At 38.6% G+C, this 18,502-nt stretch carries 10 protein-coding genes and 1 pseudogene; 3 read left to right on the top strand and 8 right to left on the bottom strand.

Annotated elements, in window-relative coordinates:
- Positions 1 to 102: 102 nt before the first annotated feature.
- From C1642_RS09705 to C1642_RS09695, 3 genes are all read right to left on the bottom strand, one after another.
- A complete protein-coding gene (locus C1642_RS09705) occupies positions 103 to 465 on the bottom strand; it encodes a hypothetical protein (protein WP_000976734.1) in 363 nt (120 codons plus the stop codon).
- Positions 466 to 606: 141 nt separating this feature from the next.
- On the bottom strand, positions 607 to 5,112 hold the full coding sequence (locus C1642_RS09700; protein WP_103236260.1) for a translocation/assembly module TamB domain-containing protein: 4,506 nt from the start codon (positions 5,110 to 5,112) through the stop codon (positions 607 to 609).
- Between the two features lie 26 nt (positions 5,113 to 5,138).
- Positions 5,139 to 7,859: an autotransporter assembly complex protein TamA gene (locus tag C1642_RS09695; protein WP_213064269.1), complete on the bottom strand. Its 2,721-nt coding sequence runs from the start codon at positions 7,857 to 7,859 to the stop codon at positions 5,139 to 5,141.
- 165 nt (positions 7,860 to 8,024) lie between these two features.
- On the opposite strand from C1642_RS09695, the gene C1642_RS09690 reads away from it, so the two are divergent.
- Positions 8,025 to 9,347 carry an MFS transporter gene (locus C1642_RS09690; protein WP_103236259.1) on the top strand — a complete coding sequence of 441 codons (1,323 nt, stop codon included), beginning with the start codon at positions 8,025 to 8,027 and terminating at the stop codon, positions 9,345 to 9,347.
- Between the two features lie 3 nt (positions 9,348 to 9,350).
- Positions 9,351 to 9,986, top strand: a complete 636-nt coding sequence (gene coq7, locus C1642_RS09685; protein ID WP_001216787.1) for a 2-polyprenyl-3-methyl-6-methoxy-1,4-benzoquinone monooxygenase — start codon at positions 9,351 to 9,353, stop codon at positions 9,984 to 9,986.
- A 47-nt stretch (positions 9,987 to 10,033) separates the two neighbouring features.
- On the opposite strand, the gene C1642_RS09680 is transcribed toward coq7, so the two are convergent.
- Positions 10,034 to 10,582 carry a DUF2799 domain-containing protein gene (locus tag C1642_RS09680; protein WP_032050808.1) on the bottom strand — a complete coding sequence of 183 codons (549 nt, stop codon included), beginning with the start codon at positions 10,580 to 10,582 and terminating at the stop codon, positions 10,034 to 10,036.
- A 408-nt stretch (positions 10,583 to 10,990) separates the two neighbouring features.
- On the opposite strand from C1642_RS09680, the gene C1642_RS09675 reads away from it, so the two are divergent.
- The gene (locus C1642_RS09675) at positions 10,991 to 12,415 is read left to right on the top strand and encodes a glutamine synthetase family protein (protein WP_103236258.1); all 1,425 of its coding nucleotides are present in this window, start codon (positions 10,991 to 10,993) and stop codon (positions 12,413 to 12,415) included.
- Between the two features lie 77 nt (positions 12,416 to 12,492).
- On the opposite strand, the gene C1642_RS09670 is transcribed toward C1642_RS09675, so the two are convergent.
- From C1642_RS09670 to kdpB, 4 genes and pseudogenes are all read right to left on the bottom strand, one after another.
- Positions 12,493 to 13,209 (bottom strand): response regulator, encoded by a 717-nt coding sequence (locus tag C1642_RS09670; RefSeq protein WP_103236257.1) that lies wholly within the window; start codon positions 13,207 to 13,209, stop codon positions 12,493 to 12,495.
- Positions 13,210 to 13,220: 11 nt separating this feature from the next.
- Positions 13,221 to 15,875 carry a sensor histidine kinase gene (locus tag C1642_RS09665; RefSeq protein ID WP_103236256.1) on the bottom strand — a complete coding sequence of 885 codons (2,655 nt, stop codon included), beginning with the start codon at positions 15,873 to 15,875 and terminating at the stop codon, positions 13,221 to 13,223.
- Positions 15,876 to 15,913: 38 nt separating this feature from the next.
- Positions 15,914 to 16,445, bottom strand: a pseudogene (locus C1642_RS09660) (potassium-transporting ATPase subunit C).
- A gap of 13 nt (positions 16,446 to 16,458) precedes the next feature.
- Positions 16,459 to 18,498 (bottom strand): potassium-transporting ATPase subunit KdpB, encoded by a 2,040-nt coding sequence (gene kdpB / locus C1642_RS09655; protein ID WP_103236255.1) that lies wholly within the window; start codon positions 18,496 to 18,498, stop codon positions 16,459 to 16,461.
- Positions 18,499 to 18,502: the final 4 nt, after the last annotated feature.

Below are 18,502 nucleotides of genomic sequence, written 5' to 3'. Positions count from 1 at the left end.
ACCCGTGTATAAATAATGATCTTAATAATGGATTTATCATGCGGTATTTTAAGTTAAAAGAACACTCCACCTTAGTGGAGTGTTTGACGATGTCTTATACACTTAGAATTTTTTGTAGTTTGGCATTTTGTCATGTGGGGTAACCAAACACTCATCTGTCATTTGTTTTCTAATCTTTTCTTGCAAGGCTTCTGGATTCGTTTTTAATTCGTCTTGTGGAATGGCGTAAACTTTTTCAATAATATTAAAGATGAATTTTTTCGTAATTTCGTCTTCAATTTTATTAGCATGCTCAATGGCTTGAGACTTTTCAATTGCTTGCTGACGATCAAACAGAATACTTCTTGCTGCATTCCCCACACTTGTACAATAGCCATGCCATTGCTCTTCAGGTGTTAAAGGCTTTTTTTCTGTACAGCCGACTATTAACATGCCCATTAAAACAAATAAAACTTTTTTCATCATTACTCTACACAGACTATGCTGCCCACATCATACTGAATCTGGCAGACTTTGCAAAAATTCTACTTATATGTCTTTATTTTTGCCCAACTTCAATAAAAAACCGAGATGTTTTCATCTCGGTTTTTAGTGTTCTTAAAGCGTTTAGAATCGCCAGTTATAGAATAAATCTATTGCTCGTTCTAAAGATTGACTTGCTTCCAAATACAAACGGCGGTTCATTTGATAACGCAACGTCAGTTTATTGACTGGAGTAAACACTCCCACACCATAACGAATAAATAAATCAGGTGTAATGTACCCAGTTAAACTTACTTGAGTATCATCCCCTGTACCTTGAGCATCTAATGCAAGACCACTCAAACCAAAAGTACGTCCAATTTGATTCGTTAAAGCACGAGTACCACCCAAGCCCATACTAATACCGGCAGCAGCAATTGTATTGTTCACATCAGATTTAAAGCCTTCTGCATTACTTAAACCACTTGCACCTTCATTAATACGCCCTGTCACGAGTGCATTTAATGCCTCTTGCTCAGAAAGGCCTGCATCATTATAAACTTGAATGTTTGGTGATGAAGCAGTACCAGTGACACGAACCCCAACCATACTACCCTGAACATTTTTATTCGCATCAATATCTAACGTCGGGTTTGCTAATGGACCATTAAAACGGGCAATTGCACGGTTTAAATCTAGGCTTTGACCATAGGCCTCAATTTTCACTTTTTGACTTACACCAATAGCACCCATTGCTCGCATTGCCGTTTCATAACCGCGTTGGGTTAAATTCAAACGCCCCACTAAAGGAATATTACTGTTAAAGCCTTGGAAGATGACTTGATTGCCAATATTTACCGAGATATCTGCACGGATATCCCACGGTTTTGCCGCACGTAAAATTGCAAGTGGGTCCTGACCTTGGCGAACAATACGAACATCTGAAGATGTATTAACCACTGGTGCAGTTGTTTCAGGCATTGAAATACGTGCACGAGGAACATCTACTGATCCTTTTAAGCTTAAACGCTTATCAAAAGGATACATATCAAGTGTCAAATTCGGATTTGCAATGGCCGTAATTAATGGGGCTTGACGTACAAGTAAGTTATCGCCTTTTAAGTTTAACTGTAGACGCGGTGCATTTTTCCAGTCAAAACTACCTTTAAGTAACCCTACACCTTGTCCACTATTGAATGCACCATCAATTGTTGCCATGTCCTGTCGAATAGATGAATACACCTGTACATTGGTTAAATTAACCGGTAGGGAAATCATACTGATCGCCCCGTTTTTCAAACGCATTTCGCCCGTAAACTGTGGCTGGGTCAAAGTACCATTTACTTTACCAGCTAAGGCTAAGGTACCACTCATTGAACGTACATCTTGAATGAATGGTTTTAACACTTTTAACTGTACATCGTTAAAAGCTACCTCTCCATGCATCGGCATAGTTGATTGGTATGGATTAATAATAACATTCGCATATCCTGTACCAATATCAGGTGTTTTTACATCGACACGGAACAATAAGCCTTCTGAAATACTTTTCGCAATTACACTCAGTTCATCATAAGCCAAAGTAGTCGGTGGATCTTGCGGGTCTTCCGCTGCTAAGCCCAGTTCACCTTTTCTTGTCACTAAGCGTGCATCAAGCTTAGGATGCCCACCATTTACCCAAGAAGCTTTAGCATAACCATTAAGTTGGCCTGTCATAGCCAAACCTTCCGGCATGAACGCAGCAAAATCACCTAAATCTAGATTCTGAGTAACAAATGAAATATTACCTTGTGCTTTACTCACACGCACAGGCTGGTCAAGACACAACTGGCTATTTGTACTTTGCCAGCAATGTTGCCCAACATATAACTCAGAACGTGCCGATGAGAAAACAACTGGTGCATTTTGATTTTGTGCTAGACGAATTCGGCGTGAATCAAAACTTCCTTTTTGAATTTGCCCTAACCAATCATTCTTCGCATTAAATCCACCTGCTAACTGAACATAGAATTTAGAAAAATTATTATTTCCTTGCACTTTTAATAAATGTGCTTTTCTTGTTCCTGTTAAATTCACCTCAGCAGACTGAATTTGACGGCTACCACTACGTAAATTGTCTAATTTTGCTGTTAACTGAGTTGGTGTTGTTTCGGAAGTAGGCAATTCACCCTGGATACGAAGTTTTTTAATACTGACTAATGTATTAAATGCAAAATTATCAACCGCAATATTCGCCGTAGCTTTCAAACGCGGTTGAGATTGGACACTCAAGTCTCCATATGCACGCCCACTTAAACCCGGATACAACTCATAAAGCGCAGGTGCATTCAGCTTAATTTTTAAATTCTGTGCATTACCAGTCGCCTGCAATTGGTTTTGCGCATAAACTAAAAATAGATTATTTGCTTCAAATTGCTGAGGTAAAAAACCTTTTTGGTTCGAATCCATAAGTATGGATAAGTTACCTTTACCTCTGACTGGCTTATTATTCAAATAACCCGCAAGGTTCAATTGTTGAATATCAATACGCTTTAACTTGTCAGACCAGATGCCTTGTGTTTTTACATTTCCTGAAATTTCACCTTTTACACTGGAGGCAAAATATTGAGGTTTAAAGCGTACTAACGAGCTATTAATATCCCAAGCAATACGGTCTTTTAAATTTAATGCCCCAGTCGCATAGATTTTCCCAGCAACACCATCATGTTGTAACTGACTAATTCGGATAAATTCTGGGGTACCTGCAATAGAAAAATTTAATAGTCCATTGGCTTGATTAAGCGCTTTTAAAGATCCGTCATAATTGACCGCAAAGCCTTTAAAACCGCCACCAGCTTTAACATCATTAAATAATAAAGCTGCTGTACTTTTTCCAGCTAGCGCAACCATTTCTTGACCTGCTTGAGCCAAGCGACCTTTTAAATCAATTTTTTCAAGCTGAATAATTTGTTGATTTGGCTTTGCAAAACCGCTGGCTTTAATTGATCCGTTGAGCAAGTTAACTGGCGCCGCTGTATGTATACTTTGTGGATTAAAGTCTTTTGCATTTAATAATGCATTCCATGCCAGCTGACGTTTTTCACTTGGTAATAAGACTTTGGCCTGACCTGTGAGGCTACCCTTTTGAGCCGCAAAACTAAAACTAGGAACATTAAGAATATTATCTTTAACATTCAAAATTGCTAAATATTGTCCAGCCGGTAATAAGGTCTGTTCATGCTGATATACTTTTGTCGAAACTTTAATATCTTGCTGACCATCTCGCAAAGTCAAATCAACTTGACCACTATCACTACTTAACCAACCTATATATGGCATAGCACGATCTATATTTGCCCAAGCCACATTCATAAACATAGGTTGTGGCTTCTTATTCTTTTCAGGTGCTTGGTTTAGTTTAAGTTTCCAAGATTCATAGCGGTCAAAGTCTACATTAGCAAATACTTCCGTACCTTTTTCCAAAGAGCCAGTTGAAGAAACGGCTGCATCCAGACTTGGCGGCAAGAAATCCTGAACGACCTGTGGAATAGCTTTGTCTTTAGGATTAACATGATCTAGGCGACCTTTGATGTCCCAAGTGACATGATCTTTCCAGTTCACTAATCCTTTAAGATTAACTGCACCCTTCATGACCTGCCCGTTAAAATCAGTAATATTCAACTGATGAACCAGATCAGTATTCATTAAGGCGTTGTACTGGCCTTCAGGTAAATTCTCCCCTTTTAAATCTGTCTCAAGTGCTAAGTTGAGTTGCTTAATATCACCCTGAAATTTAATTACACCGTTTTTAGCAAATAATTTTTGCTCAACCAGTAAAGGCAAGTGATAATTTTTGAGTAACAATGCACCTTGCATAGGCACTTCATGACGAACAGGATGTAAAACAACCCAACCTGTTAATAAATCTGGTGTTGTCGTTGCTACACCGGCTTGCAAGGTATCTAAACTACCCCGCGCTGCCACCTTAATATTTTGGATGTTTAAACTTTTTAAAGAAGGAATTCTTAAATCTGCAGTCGCATTCAGTGGGTATTTGCCGCTAAAGTCCATATTTCCTGTTGCGTTATGAACAGAAAGATACCCCATATCCATACTTGAATTTTCAAATTTCAGTTTTGTCTCTGACCACAAAGCATCATTTAAATGAACATCATGAAAATTTACGACAGAACCTGAATTTTTAATTTCTAAATGATCAACATCTCCAACATCTACACGAAGCACAAATGGTAATTTAATGGGTTTAAACTCAAATGGCTTATCCGATGGCGGAGCTTTGTTAATAATAACTAGGTTACGGACATCTGCATTGCTCAAATGCACTTCTTTTTCTAATATTAAAGAACGCCACCCTAAACGGACATCAGCTCTATCTAAAGTAACGTCAACTTCTTTTAACTGAACAATAATATTTTTAAGAATAATTCCCCTGAGTAAATTACCCCCCTCATATTCATATTTAATGACTTGCTGAGCTTGTAAAACACGATCTAATAAAAAACGGCTTCCACGGTCAGTCGACATCATAATAATGATGGAAGCAACAAGTAATAAAAGTATGATCAAGATTGTCAGCAAGAAGCTACGCAAAATACGTCGCTTCTTAGGAGAGCTAGGTGCCGAAGTGGGCTGCTGTTCTACTTCCGCCATAAAATAAACCTAATAAAATTTTATTTTTAAAGTTGTGGACCAATAAAGAAATGCAAACGAATCGGATGATTATCATCAGAAATACCAGAAGCCACGTCTAAACGAATTGGTCCAATTGGGGACTTCCAACGGATACCGACACCCACACTATAGGCCGTCGGATTACTAAAACTCTTATCGTAAGCATTACCAAAATCAGAAAAAACAGCTGCTCGCCAACCCTCTTTGAATTGATAGTTATATTCTAAAGAGCCTACTGCTAGAGCCTGTCCACCAATCTTATATCCATTATCTTCTGGTGAAAGACTTTTATAATCAAAACCACGTATTGTCTGGTCACCACCAGTAAAGAATCTTAAATTGTATGGAACTTTATCAAACTCATCGGTAAAAATATAACTAAAATCGGACCGCCCAACAAACTGATGGTCATCATTTTCACCTAAAGAATAAATAAATCTCCAACCCGCAGTTGCAATCGCCATATTGGCATCTGAAAGTAAACTTTCGCTACCTAATTCTAATTTATAAGTTTGTTTAAAAGCTTTGGTTGGGTTTAAGCGTGTATTACTTGAAGTTTTAGAGGTCTCATAACTAAATAATAATGCTTCTTGCTCTGATGCAGCAGTTTTAAATGCATCTGGTAACTCAGAGATATCCACATTCCCCTTTTGAGTTAGGCGGTCGAGACGATAACGTACCCCAATAGTATGTTGCCAATTTCCGAGCGGTTTTTTAATAACTCGCTCACCACCTAAAACTGCCGATTCTGTAAGTAAACTTACATCCGGACCAATATCATCTCTCGTTTCACGCTCGTAACCACCCACAATATTAAAGTAATCATTTAACGGATGTTTATAAGGAATACTATAGCGCCCATCTATAGACTGACGAATTTCAGAAACTTCTAAGTTAGCATCAAATGAATGACCGTATTTATTTACAATCGAACGTCTATATTGACTACGTAAACGGGCGCCAGTGTCGGTACCATAACCAATACCTGTTTCCAGACTATTTAGTTTATCGGCATTTAACGTCACAATCACTGGTATACGTTTTTCTTCCCGAGCTTGAGCCTGTAAACGGTCTTGTTCAGACTCTTGTTCTTCATGTTGTACAGTTGCAGCTTTTAAAGATGCAGGTGCGGCTTGTACATTTTCAGTTCCGGCAAATTGTTTTTCATCTACCACATTTTGTGTTACTTCTTTACTTGAGGAAGCCAACTGGCGTGCTTTGGCAAGTTGTTGTTGCTCTAAAGGAAGCAGCTTCGATTCGTCAATATCAACATTCTGCTGATCGACCAACGCTTGTAAATCGGGTGGTAACTCAAGTGGTTTTTCAATTGGGTCGGGTTTAATTGAATCGACCAAGGTATAGTTAAAATAACGTGAGTTAGTCAGGTTATTTGCTAAAACATTTACACGCCAAAAAGCATAGTCATCACCCTCTTTCCACGGTGCCATGCTTTCAAGAATATTCATATTTAAAGGTAATGGTTTTGATGGATCGCTCATGCGAAACTCAACCTTACCAAGCTTATAACGCTCCCCCGTCTCATACTTGAGGTTAATATCCGCTTTATTTTCAGGTTGGCTCACTTTTACGTCATGTAAACGCCAATACGCATCAAAATAACCATTATCCGATGCAGCATCGACAATTCGGCTTTTTGTGGTTTCGTAAAGGCCATGATTAAAAATATCACCTACATCTTGGTCAGGAACTAAACGAATGACCTGAAATTGTGGCTGTTTTGCACCAGCACCAGTAAATTCAATGTTTTGTTCATTAATCCGTACTGGTTCATTTGGCGTTACATTAACGCGTACGCGACTGGCACTTAACTTTTCAAAACGAAACTCAGCATTGTAATAACCTACAGCTTGAGCAGCCTGATTACTTAAGCTCCTAAGTTGCGGTAGCGCTGCATTAAAATCTTCAAATGATTCTTGGGTAAATGTAGATAATTTACCTTTGATATTTTTAGCTAAATCATCTGGCGCACCCGTAACCTCAGCAGTAATACGGGGTATCTGCTCCATTGGAATTACCCGAGGTGGACGGATTTTATTGAATATACGTCTAAAGAAACCTTTTTCTTCGGGTGGTTCTTCAACGGCAGCAGTAAGCTCAGGTAAAGTTTTTCCTGTTTCATTGGCTTCAACCACAATCTTACTATCAGATTGAATCTCATGCATGAGCTGGTCAATATTTACAGGGGCCTGATTAATTTCATGTAATTCTGCTTGTGATGCGTCATTCACCACCATTTCTGGTTGTTTTTGCGTACCATTTTGGAAGTTTTGAGCCTCGTTTTTTGCCTCTTCTGCTACCCGATAAATTTCATTTGCCATATTCTGGTCAACAGGCATAACCGGTAAGTCTTCAAGATTATCAAGCGTAATTGGCTTAAATTCTTCAATCTGATTCGGAAATTGTTCTTGTTGTTGCAATATAGCCAAGCTATCTTGTTGTTGCTGTGCTTGAGTTACAAGAGTAGCGACATCGGTAATTGGAACATCACTTGGGTTATTTGTATTAGTTTGTTGTACCAATGAATCTGTTACCGTCTGGTTTGCTTCTGGTGTAACGGTCTCAGCCGAACTTTGAGCATAACAAGGAGTAACACATAAACTTAATAATAAGCTGCTACAAATAAGTTTAGGTATACTCTGCATTTTTAAGATTAAATGCATAGAGTGAGAAAGAGTTGACTGTTTAAACTTAATTTTAGAAGGCATGAAAAACTCTAAACTTATTTTTTAATAAACGCACCAATATGAGGACAAAACTCACTCAAAACCATTGATTTTTCATTTAATCAAGCGTTAAAAATATCATACATGGTTTTAGATGCAAATTAACACTCCGTCACATTTTTTTATAAAACTCAATGAAGCTTGCACATGATGAAACAAGATGAATCCCTGATGACATCACGTCGGTTTGTACCGATGTTTTTTACCCAGTTTTTTGGCGCATTAAATGACAATGTTTATAAGCAAGCTTTATTGTTAGTCATTACTTATGGTTGGATTCAGCAACAATCTGCCCCAGTAAGCACACTCAATAATTTAGCAGCATTGTTGTTTATTTTGCCATATTTCTTTTTTTCAGCAACTGCCGGACAAATTGCTGATAAGTATGAACGCTCACAACTTGTCCGTGGCATAAAAATTTTAGAAATCATTATTATGCTCATCGGTTCTGCCGGTTTTTTATTGGGGCATTTATGGTTGCTACTTTTAGCCCTATTTTTGATGGGCACACATTCAACTTTCTTTGGTCCTATTAAATATGCCATTTTGCCAGAAATCTTAAAACCACATGAACTCATGTCTGGCAATGCCCTGTTTCAGTCTGGTACATCCATGGCTATCTTATTCGGAATGATCTTGGGTGGTGCCGTAATTGCATCATCAAATGGAAACTTATTGTGGATTAGTATTACTGTAGTAGCGATTGCTTGCATAGGTTATTTATTCAGCCGTTTCATCTTGCCACAAAAAGTTGCCGCACCTGATTTAGATATTGACTGGAACTTTATTCGTACAAGCTTTCAAACTATCAAATATGCCAAAAGCTTACCGTTAGTGTTTACAATTTTGTTAGGTAACTCATGGTACTGGTTTTATGGAGCGACTTATTTAACCCAAATTCCGCAGTTGACTCAGCAAAACCTTCATGCATCGGAAAATGTGGTTAGCCTCTTACTCACTTTCTTTTCAGTCGGTATTGGTGTGGGTTCTCTTCTTTGCCGCAAAATTGGTGGTTCAGAAATTAATATTAAAATGGTGCCAATCGGTGCAGTTGGCCTTACTGTTTTTGCGCTTTACCTTGCAGCCAGTCTGGCTTTTGTACCTGAAAGAACCGGAGCATTACTGACTTTAAAAGATGTTTTTACCCAAGGCTGGGTTTACTACCATGTCATGATTGCTGTGACTTTATTGGGTATTAGTGGCGGTTTTTATATAGTTCCTTTGTATGCCATGATGCAGGCTTACTCACCACGCTCACATCGTGCCCGAGTGGTTGCAGCAAATAACATCTTAAATGCCGTTTTTATGGTTTCTTCTGCAATTTTCTCAATCTTAATCTTAAGTGTTTTAAAAATTGATATTAAAATACTATTTATTATTACAGCTGTACTTAGTGCAATCTTTAGTATATGGCTTCTTGCCCGACTAAAACCAATGCTTGCCACAGCACATCTTTCTTTGGAGGACTAATTTATGCGCCACTATACTGGAATTGATCAACTTATTAACTCTTTTGATCAAGCATTACGTAGTCTTGTTCCGGGTGCAACAGCAGCACAGCGCCAAAATCCAGCTGAAACAGTAGAAGCAAAACTTGGTGTAGAAGATGCTCGCCATGTTGCAGGTTTAATGCGCGTTAACCATAGTGGTGAAGTGTGTGCTCAAGCACTTTATCATGGGCAAGCATTGACAGCGAAATTGCCAAATGTACGCCGCGAAATGCAACAGGCAGCGATTGAAGAACAAGACCATTTAGCTTGGTGTGAAGACCGTTTAAAAGAGCTAAATAGTCATACAAGCTTATTGAACCCGATTTGGTATGGCCTTTCATATGGTATGGGTGCTCTTGCCGGTATTGCAGGTGATAAATATAGCTTAGGTTTTGTTGCTGAAACTGAACGTCAAGTTAGTCTACATTTGCAAGATCACTTAAACCAGTTACCAGCTCAAGATGAACGCTCGCGCAAAATTCTAGAGCAAATGAATGAAGATGAATTGCATCACCGTCATACTGCACTTGAAGCAGGTGGTGTTGAATTACCATATGCAGTAAAAATCACAATGACTGCTATTTCAAAGTTAATGACAAAAACGAGTTATTATCTTTAAAAAAAACAAAGGATTGATCCCATTCGGATCAATCCTTTTTTAAAATATTATTTTAATCCATGATCATATTTGAAGCGTTCGATATCTCGAATTGAGTTCCAATAGTTTCTGTTAATACGGTCACGATCAATTTGTAATTCTCTTAAAAGCTTACGATAACGTTCACGCTCTTCTGGCTTTAATTTTTCGTTATAAGCACTGTCAGAATATTGCTTAAACTTTTCGTCATAACGCTCATATTCAGCTTTTGCATTGTAGTAATCTGAGGCAGCTCGATAATAAGGTCTTAAACGATTACGCTGCTCAACTGGGCATACATTAATATTACCGTTACCCTCTAAAGCGTTATAAAAAATATTTGCTGGCTGGCAATAATAACCTAGGCCTTCTTTATACCCACGTTCATATGACTTTTGATCTGGAACAATATTGGCTTTTCCACATGCTTTGTAATATTGATCTAAACGTGGCGAAGAACCTTTCGAACCATCTTTCTCACCCACTAATGACCAATTTGCAGTCTTACATTCTTCTACGCTCATTGCAGCACAACCTGAAAGGCTGATTACTAAAATGGCTAAACCGATATTTTTCATATTAAGAGAACTCAAAAATAAAAATTAAAAAAACGCAAAAAATAAAATTCCAGTACATACACGATATAAGTCTTGCTCAATTCAAGATTTATACATAAATGTTTAACTGGATAAGATTTTAAGTTTAAAGCAGTTTGACCATCTCACCAAATTTAAGGATCACAATTCTTAATTATGTTTAATTTTTAAAAGCGAAATCATGAACGATCAGACAACTCTTTGATGGCCCTTATACGTTAATTTTACTTTAAAGACTTATCATAAAAGCACCAATTAACTTTTTAATTATTAAAATAAAAATCCAAAATTATTTATAAAAAACCCTTTGTCTTTTTACTCTTTTTTTACGAGATTAACTTCAAAGGCTAAGGTAGGATTTTAGCTAAATAACCACCAAGGTTTTTTATAATGAGTACGCTTATTTACCCAAGTTTAAACTTAAAAGATTCTCACTTTAAAGCATTTAAAATATCAGATGATTTTATTCCACAAACGCAAATTCATACGTTCAACTCAGATCTTTTTTTAAAAGAAGTTGAAGAATATTTAAGTTTATATCCACACACTCAGCACATTGATATTTGTCTACATGACTTAAACGGGCATATTCGTGGCAAACGTATTGACGTTAAAAGTCTCAAAAATCTATCGAATGGATGTTATTTTCCTCTTTCTGTTTATGCCATGAGCCTTGATGGGAAAGTGATTGAAGAAACAGGTCTGGGAAAATATATTGGTGAACCAGATAGACTTTGCCTGCCCATTTTAGGCAGCTTGCAACCCAGTGCCTTATCCCCAGAATTAAATGCTCAGCTTTACCTATCAATGCAAGAAGAAGATGGTTCAGACTGTCGCTATGAACCACGTAATATATTAAAAAAATTATTAAATCAGTTACATGCTAATAATTATTTCCCTGTCATGGCTGCTGAGCTAGAGTTTTATCTTTTCTCACCTCAGCATCAATCCGAGATATATTCAGAAAACCAATGTTTTGATATAGATGCGCCAAATAATTATCAGCAAGTTCTGGATGAAGTTGAAAAAGCAGCCCTACTACAATCAATTGAAATTACCGCTATTGTTGCAGAGTCATCCCCTGGACAATATGAATTAAACCTTCAACACAGCCATGACATTTTAAAGCTATGCGATCAAATTAATGCCTTAAAAAGAATTGTAAAACAAGTTGCAAGAAAGCATGACCTAACCGCTTGTTTCATGGCGAAACCGAACTTGGCAAAGGCTGGTAGTGGTATGCATTTTCATATGAGCATGCTGAATCAATACCATCAAAATATATTTAGTTCAGAAGTAGAAAAAGATGAGCTTTCAGCCAAATTATTGAGCGCGATTAGCGGACTCATTGAGTTAATGCCTGCATCTATGGCGATTTTAGCGCCTAATATTAATTCTTATAGACGTTTTAAAATTGGGCATCATGTGCCATTAGAAGCCAATTGGGATACCAATAATCGTAATGTCGCAATCCGTATTCCATGCTCAAACGTACAAAATCAACGCTTAGAATATCGTGTTGCTGGAGCGGACTGTAATCCCTATTTGGTAACAGCGACTATTTTAGCGGGCGCGTCTTATGGCTTATCTCATAAGTTACCACTGCCAAAACCTGCACATCTTTTAAAATTTCCAGACGAGCACATTTTATTAGCTAACAACCAACCAGAGGCCTTAAAAATATTTAAAGGAAGTCTTATTTTAAAAGGATATTTAGGCGCTGACTTTGTCGAACATTGGTACACAGTTAAGCAGGCTGAATATCAAAATATTTACAGCCAAATGACTGAGGCAGAACAACATTGGGATATATAAATAAAAAAAGCAAAAAAACTATAAACCACTTTGCAAACCCTTAGGGAGAAATACCCTAAGGTTTTTTTTACATCTAATTAATGATTTTTCTGCTTAGCTAAAAAACGTAATCCTACACCAGGTTCAGTAGCAATATAGCGTGGCTGAATCGCGTTATCCCCCAGTTTACTGCGTAACTTGCCCACTAAAATACGTAAATAGTGCGTATCTTCCTGATGGGTTGGACCCCATAGTTCTTTTAAAAGCTGTGGCTGTGTTAAAAGCTGTCCTTGGTAGCGCATTAATAACGTTAAAAGTTGAAACTCTTTTCGAGTTAAAGTAATTGACTGTTGCTCGACCCAAACCAAACGTTGCGTGACATCGACTTTAAGATAACCATCGTCATAGACATGCGCTTCTTGCTGTATGGGTTGATTTCTTAAAATGACACGGATACGTGCCAAAAGCTCTTGCACACTAAACGGCTTGGTCATGTAATCATTTGCGCCAGCATCGAGCAAAGCAACTTTTTCATACTCATCGGCACGTACAGATAGCACAATAACCGGCACATTTGACCAGCTACGTAACTCTTGAAGCACTTCTTTTCCATCTAAATCGGGTAAGCCTAAGTCTAGAATCACCAAATCAGCTCCTTGGGTTGCCAAAGTCTCTAGGCCTTTGTAACCCGTTTCGCAGAGCGTAGTTTTGTATTTTTGAGTTCTTAAAGCAATGTCTAGAAATTTACGGATTTGAGGCTCATCATCAATAATCACAATACGTGTTTCTACAGGTGATGTTTCTGAACTTATCATGAATTTACAACTTATTCTTTTACTGGATGAAGGGGTAATTTGATTTGAATTAAAGTACCTTTATTTTGTCGCCCTGAAAATGCTTCTATTGTACCCATATGAGCACCAATAATCGCTTTTACAATTGTTAGCCCTAAACCTGTACCGAATTTTCCACGGTCTCCACGCCCCATAGTATAAAACATATCGAAAATGCGATGTCTTTCGTCTTCAGGGATTCCTACACCTTTATCTTCAATTTCTATTTTTACTTCATCTTCTGACAAAAGATGAGTACGGATCATGACTGGCTCATCTGGAGGTGAAAAGTTTGCCGCATTTTCTAAAACATTAAAAATAGCTTGCTCTACCAGTGCTGGGTGAACATACAAACTAATCGGTTGCTCAGGTAACTGAACGACCACTTGCGTATCTGGTTTATAACGCTTTAAACGGCGGGTTGCCGAACCAATTAATTCATCTACGCCAACCCAGTCTCTTTTTAAAGTTAGACCTTCGTGCCCCAAACGGGTCATATCAAGCAAGTTTTGAATATAACGGTCTAAGCGCTCACCTTCTAAATGAATTGTTTCAAGCAGATCTTGTTGGTCTTGTTCTGTCATTTCAGCTTTAAAATTGGCAAGTGTGTCTGCTGCCCCAATAATAGAAGCGAGTGGCGAGCGTAAATCATGCGATACCGAAGATAATAAAGCAGAACGTAAGCGCTCTGTTTCACTGGTGACTTTTGCTTGTTCAAGTTCATTCACCAATTGGGTTCGAAGTGCTGCCTGTGCAATGTACTCAATTACACTTTCAGTCAATTTTTTTTGCTCAAAATTTAAGGAAACCACTTCATCTTTAAAGTAAATTCCCACTATACCTAGGCTATTTTTCTGCTCTAAAAGAGGTAAAAACCACCAGTTTGATTGACTCAGAGTATCGGTAAAACGCCCACACGGCTGCCTATGTTTCAAACACCATTCTGCGGCTACTTTTTCTTTATCGTTTAGCTCAATATCAGATGAAATAACTTTATCTTGAATAGAAATCCACACCTTAGTCTGAAGCTGGGTTTCTAAAGTCATACGTCCTGTTTGCATGACTTCTTCAAGGTTTACTGCACTAGAAAGCTTACGCGCCAAGTCTTGCATTACCGTAGTGTAGGCATTCGCAGCTTTTAAAGACAAAACTTGCTGGCGTAACTGAGAAGCTAAACGCCCGGCAATTAAAGCTGCTGCAAAAAAAGCAACAACGGTGACCACCCCTTGGTGTGCTGAAATCTGAAAAGTATAACGCGGTGCAATAAAGAAAAAATTATAGGCCAAAAAACATATTAAGGCTGCCACTACAGCAGCAAGCATTCGGGTTTTCGTTGCAACAATTAAAACAGAAATAATAAAAATGACAGAGAAGTCTTCAATACCAAATAGAACTTCTGCGAAGTGAGCTAGAAAAATGCTACCGCACGTCACAGCTAAAACAAAAACACTTTCTTTTAATGATAAAAATGAAGGCTTTTTGAGCTGATTAATCTTTTTAGTACCCTGTTCTGGGTGCAAAATGGTTAAAGCAATCGAGTTTTCTTGATTTAATAATTGCTGAGCTAAATTTTTCTTAAATAACTTTAACCACCACGGTGAAATACTTTTACCAATCACCAGATTGGAAATACCTCGATCAACGGCGGCATCCATTAACACTGACGCAACTCGCGGCCCATATAAAACCTCGGTTCGACCACCGAGTTGTCGAGCCAGCTCAAAGGCACGGTCAATCTCGATGTATTCTTTTTTATAAGAACTCACTGAACTCTGTCCAAAGTCCGAACTTTTAGCAACATTCACTACAGTCCATGTTGCCCCATAGCGTTCAGCTAATCGACAACCTGCCCGTACTAAATATTCAGAAGAGCCTTGGCCATCTATCGCAATCATCAATTCATTTTGCAACGAGATAGACTTCAAACCTTTAGAGGCATAGCTCTCTTTTAAATCTGAATCGACATGTTCAGCAACGCATTGCATTGCCAGTTCACGTAATGCCGTTAAATTTGAAATGCTAAAAAAGCCTTGTAACGCCAGATTCGCTTGCTCTGGCACATAAACTTTTCCTTGATGGAGTCTTTCAATGAGTTCACTGACAGGTAAATCAATTAAACGAATGTCTCGAATACGATCAAATACACGATCTGGCACAGTTTCATTTACTCGAATGCCCGTAATCTGATGCACCACATCGTTTAAGCTTTCTAAATGCTGAATATTCATGGTGGTAAATACATCAATACCTGCGTCTAGCAACTCATTAACATCTTGCCACCGTCGTTCATGACGACTATTTGGGACGTTGCGATGAGCCAACTCATCAACCAAAACGATTTGCGGATGCCTAAGTAAAATAGCATCCAAGTCCATTTCTTCTAAAGTATGCCCCTGATATTGCATTTCCTTTCTAGCAATCTGAGGCAACCCTTCCAAAATTTTTAGAGTTTCAATTCTTCCATGGGTTTCAACAATACCAACAACGACATCTGTGCCCTGTTGAAATAATTCTTTGGCGCGGGCGAGCATGGCATAGGTTTTTCCTACACCCGGCGCCGCACCAAGAAAGACCGTTAGTCGACCGGCTTGATATCTGTTGACATGATTTAATAAGGCCTCAGCCTGATTTTCGCGATTGCTTTGCACTTGATATCATCCGGTAAACTAACAACTTTATTTTTAAGTTAATGTGTAGATTGTAATTGATCTAAAGCAATATTGAGCTGTAATACATTAACACGCGCTTGCCCCAATACACCAAACTGCTTCGGTTCAACATACTTTTGCAAAAGCTCTTCCACAATCTTAGGGTCTAAATGACGCGCTTGAGCCACTCGAGCAACCTGTAACTGAGCAGATTCAGGACTAATATGCGGATCAATACCACTACCAGATTTAGTTACTAAATCACTTGGAATAGGGACGAGCTAAGTTTGTACCTGCCATCGCCATCGGGTCATAAGCGACTGCTGAAGGACGTGGATGAAAATAAGCCTCTCCAACAAATGGCTGAGCAACTAATTTTGACCCTAAAACTTTATGATCTATTTCAATCAAACTACCATTTGCTTGATTGTTGAATAACACCTGTCCCGCACCTGTAGCAATCGCACTATAAGCAGCGCCACAGCCAACTAAGGTAAAAATTAATAATCCCAAAGATGCTCTTAAGGTCTGACCCAAATTTGCTTCTGAATTTTGTACATAAGTTTTCATTTCAAACTCCAGATTACAAACCAAATAATTGAACAATCACTACATCAATTGCTTTAATGGCAAGGAATGGCAGAACCACACCGCCCACACCATAAATCAACATATTTCGACGTAATAACTGAGTTGCCGTTGAAGGTTTAAATTTCACGCCTCGGAGTGCGATTGGAATTAATAACGGGATAATAATCGCATTAAAAATTAATGCAGATAAAATCGCGCTGCTTGGACTTGCCAAGTGCATTACATTCAATACTTGCATTTGTGGAATCGCAGCAGCGAACAATGCTGGCAAGATAGCAAAGTATTTAGAGATGTCGTTTGCTAACGAAAATGTTGTTAAAGCACCACGGGTAATCAGCTGTTGTTTCCCAATCTCAACCACAGCAAGTAGTTTGGTTGGGTCTGAATCTAAATCGACCATATTGCCAGCTTCTTTTGCAGCTTGTGTGCCCGAATTCATAGCTAAACCAATATCTGCTTGTGCTAATGCTGGCGCGTCATTGGTTCCATCACCGACCATAGCAACTAAACGACCTTGTTGTTGTTCGGTGCGAATACAAGCCAATTTGTCTTCTGGTTTTGCTTCGGCAATATAGTCATCTACCCCTGCTTCAGCAGCAATCGCGGCCGCAGTTAATGGGTTATCACCTGTAACCATGACAGTTTTAATACTCATTTCTCTTAAACGAGCAAAACGTTCTTTAATACCGTGTTTAATCACATCTGAAAGCTCAATCACACCCAACACATGATGTTGATTAGCGACGACTAAAGGTGTTGCTCCTTTTTTGGCAACTTGTTCAACACGTGCTTTTAACTCTAAATCTTGAGAATAATCTTCATCTACAAATTTCAAGATTGCATCTAAAGCACCTTTACGAATTTGGTCACCATTCGGTAAATTCACACCAGAAATTCGAGTCGAAGCACTAAAAGAGATAAATTCGGCTTGCTCAGGTTCTTGCTGTTTTAAATCTTGCTCTTTTGCTAACTTAACAATCGATTTGCCTTCTGGTGTTGGGTCGGCAAGTGAACTTACCCAAGCAGCGGCTCTTAATTCAGATTCACTCACAGAAGTTAAAGGATAAAAAGAGGTCGCTTGACGGTCACCATAAGTAATGGTTCCTGTTTTATCGAGTAAAAGCACATCAATGTCACCCGCGACTTCTACTGCTTTACCTGATTTCGCCAAAACATTGGCTTTGAGTGCACGGTTCATGCCCGCAATCCCAATCGCAGGTAACAAACCACCAATCGTTGTTGGAATTAAGCAGACCAATAACGCCACGAGTACTACTGGATCGAGCTCAATATGTAGATAATCAGCAATAAATGGCAAACTAATCACGACAATTAAAAACGTGATTGTCATCACCATTAACAAGAAGCCAAGCGCAATCTCATTCGGTGTTTTTTGACGATTTGAACCTTCGACCAAAGCAATCATACGGTCTAAGAAACTTTGACCAGATTCAGCAGTCACTTGCACAACAATACGATCTGTAAGTACTTTGGTTCCGCCAATAACACCTGAACGGTCTGTTCCAGCTTCACGTAGCACAGGTGCAGACTCACCTGTTACAGCCGATTCATTAATGGTCGCAAAGCCTTCTACAATTTCACCATCAGCTGGAACAAGCTCACCTGCATGTACTTCAATAAAATCATTTAAATGAAGTTCGGACGCTGCAACTTGAGTCGTTTGACGGTCTGTCAAAGAGTTGAGTCTTCGAGCCGTTAAATTTTCTCTTGCTGCACGTAGTGAAGATGCCTGTCCACGACCTCTAGCCTCTGCAACCGCTTCGGCATAATTAGCAAATAAAATGGTAATAAACAGAATTGCTGTAACCACTAAACCAAATAACAGCGTGGTGTAACCTAAGATTGTACTAATGCCTGTAATCACTGTTCCAAGCCATACAATTGCCATGACAGGATTTTTAATTGCATGCTGGGGTAGCAATTTTACAAAAGCATTTTTCCAAACTTCAAAATTTAGCACTGCCATGGTTTGTTTATGGCTATTTACATGAGTTTGTGTATTCATTTTCACTCGC

The sequence above is a fragment of the Acinetobacter sp. AKBS16 genome, assembly GCF_002899995.1.
In the GTDB taxonomy this organism is placed as follows: Bacteria; Pseudomonadota; Gammaproteobacteria; order Pseudomonadales; family Moraxellaceae; genus Acinetobacter; species Acinetobacter baumannii.
Note: the sequence above shows the minus strand (reverse complement) of the source record. Positions and strands in the feature narration are given on the sequence as shown.

Bases quoted from the DNA above. Each gene is read 5' to 3' on its own strand.
- C1642_RS09700 (WP_103236260.1), bottom strand. From the start codon at position 5,112: ATGGCGGAAGTAGAACAGCAGCCCACTTCGGCACCTAGCTCTCCTAAG.
- C1642_RS09695 (WP_213064269.1), bottom strand. From the start codon at position 7,859: ATGCCTTCTAAAATTAAGTTTAAACAGTCAACTCTTTCTCACTCTATG.
- C1642_RS09675 (WP_103236258.1), top strand. From the start codon at position 10,991: ATGAGTACGCTTATTTACCCAAGTTTAAACTTAAAAGATTCTCACTTT.
- coq7 (WP_001216787.1), top strand. From the start codon at position 9,351: ATGCGCCACTATACTGGAATTGATCAACTTATTAACTCTTTTGATCAA.
- C1642_RS09690 (WP_103236259.1), top strand. From the start codon at position 8,025: ATGATGAAACAAGATGAATCCCTGATGACATCACGTCGGTTTGTACCG.
- C1642_RS09705 (WP_000976734.1), bottom strand. From the start codon at position 465: ATGATGAAAAAAGTTTTATTTGTTTTAATGGGCATGTTAATAGTCGGC.
- C1642_RS09670 (WP_103236257.1), bottom strand. From the start codon at position 13,209: ATGATAAGTTCAGAAACATCACCTGTAGAAACACGTATTGTGATTATT.
- C1642_RS09680 (WP_032050808.1), bottom strand. From the start codon at position 10,582: ATGAAAAATATCGGTTTAGCCATTTTAGTAATCAGCCTTTCAGGTTGT.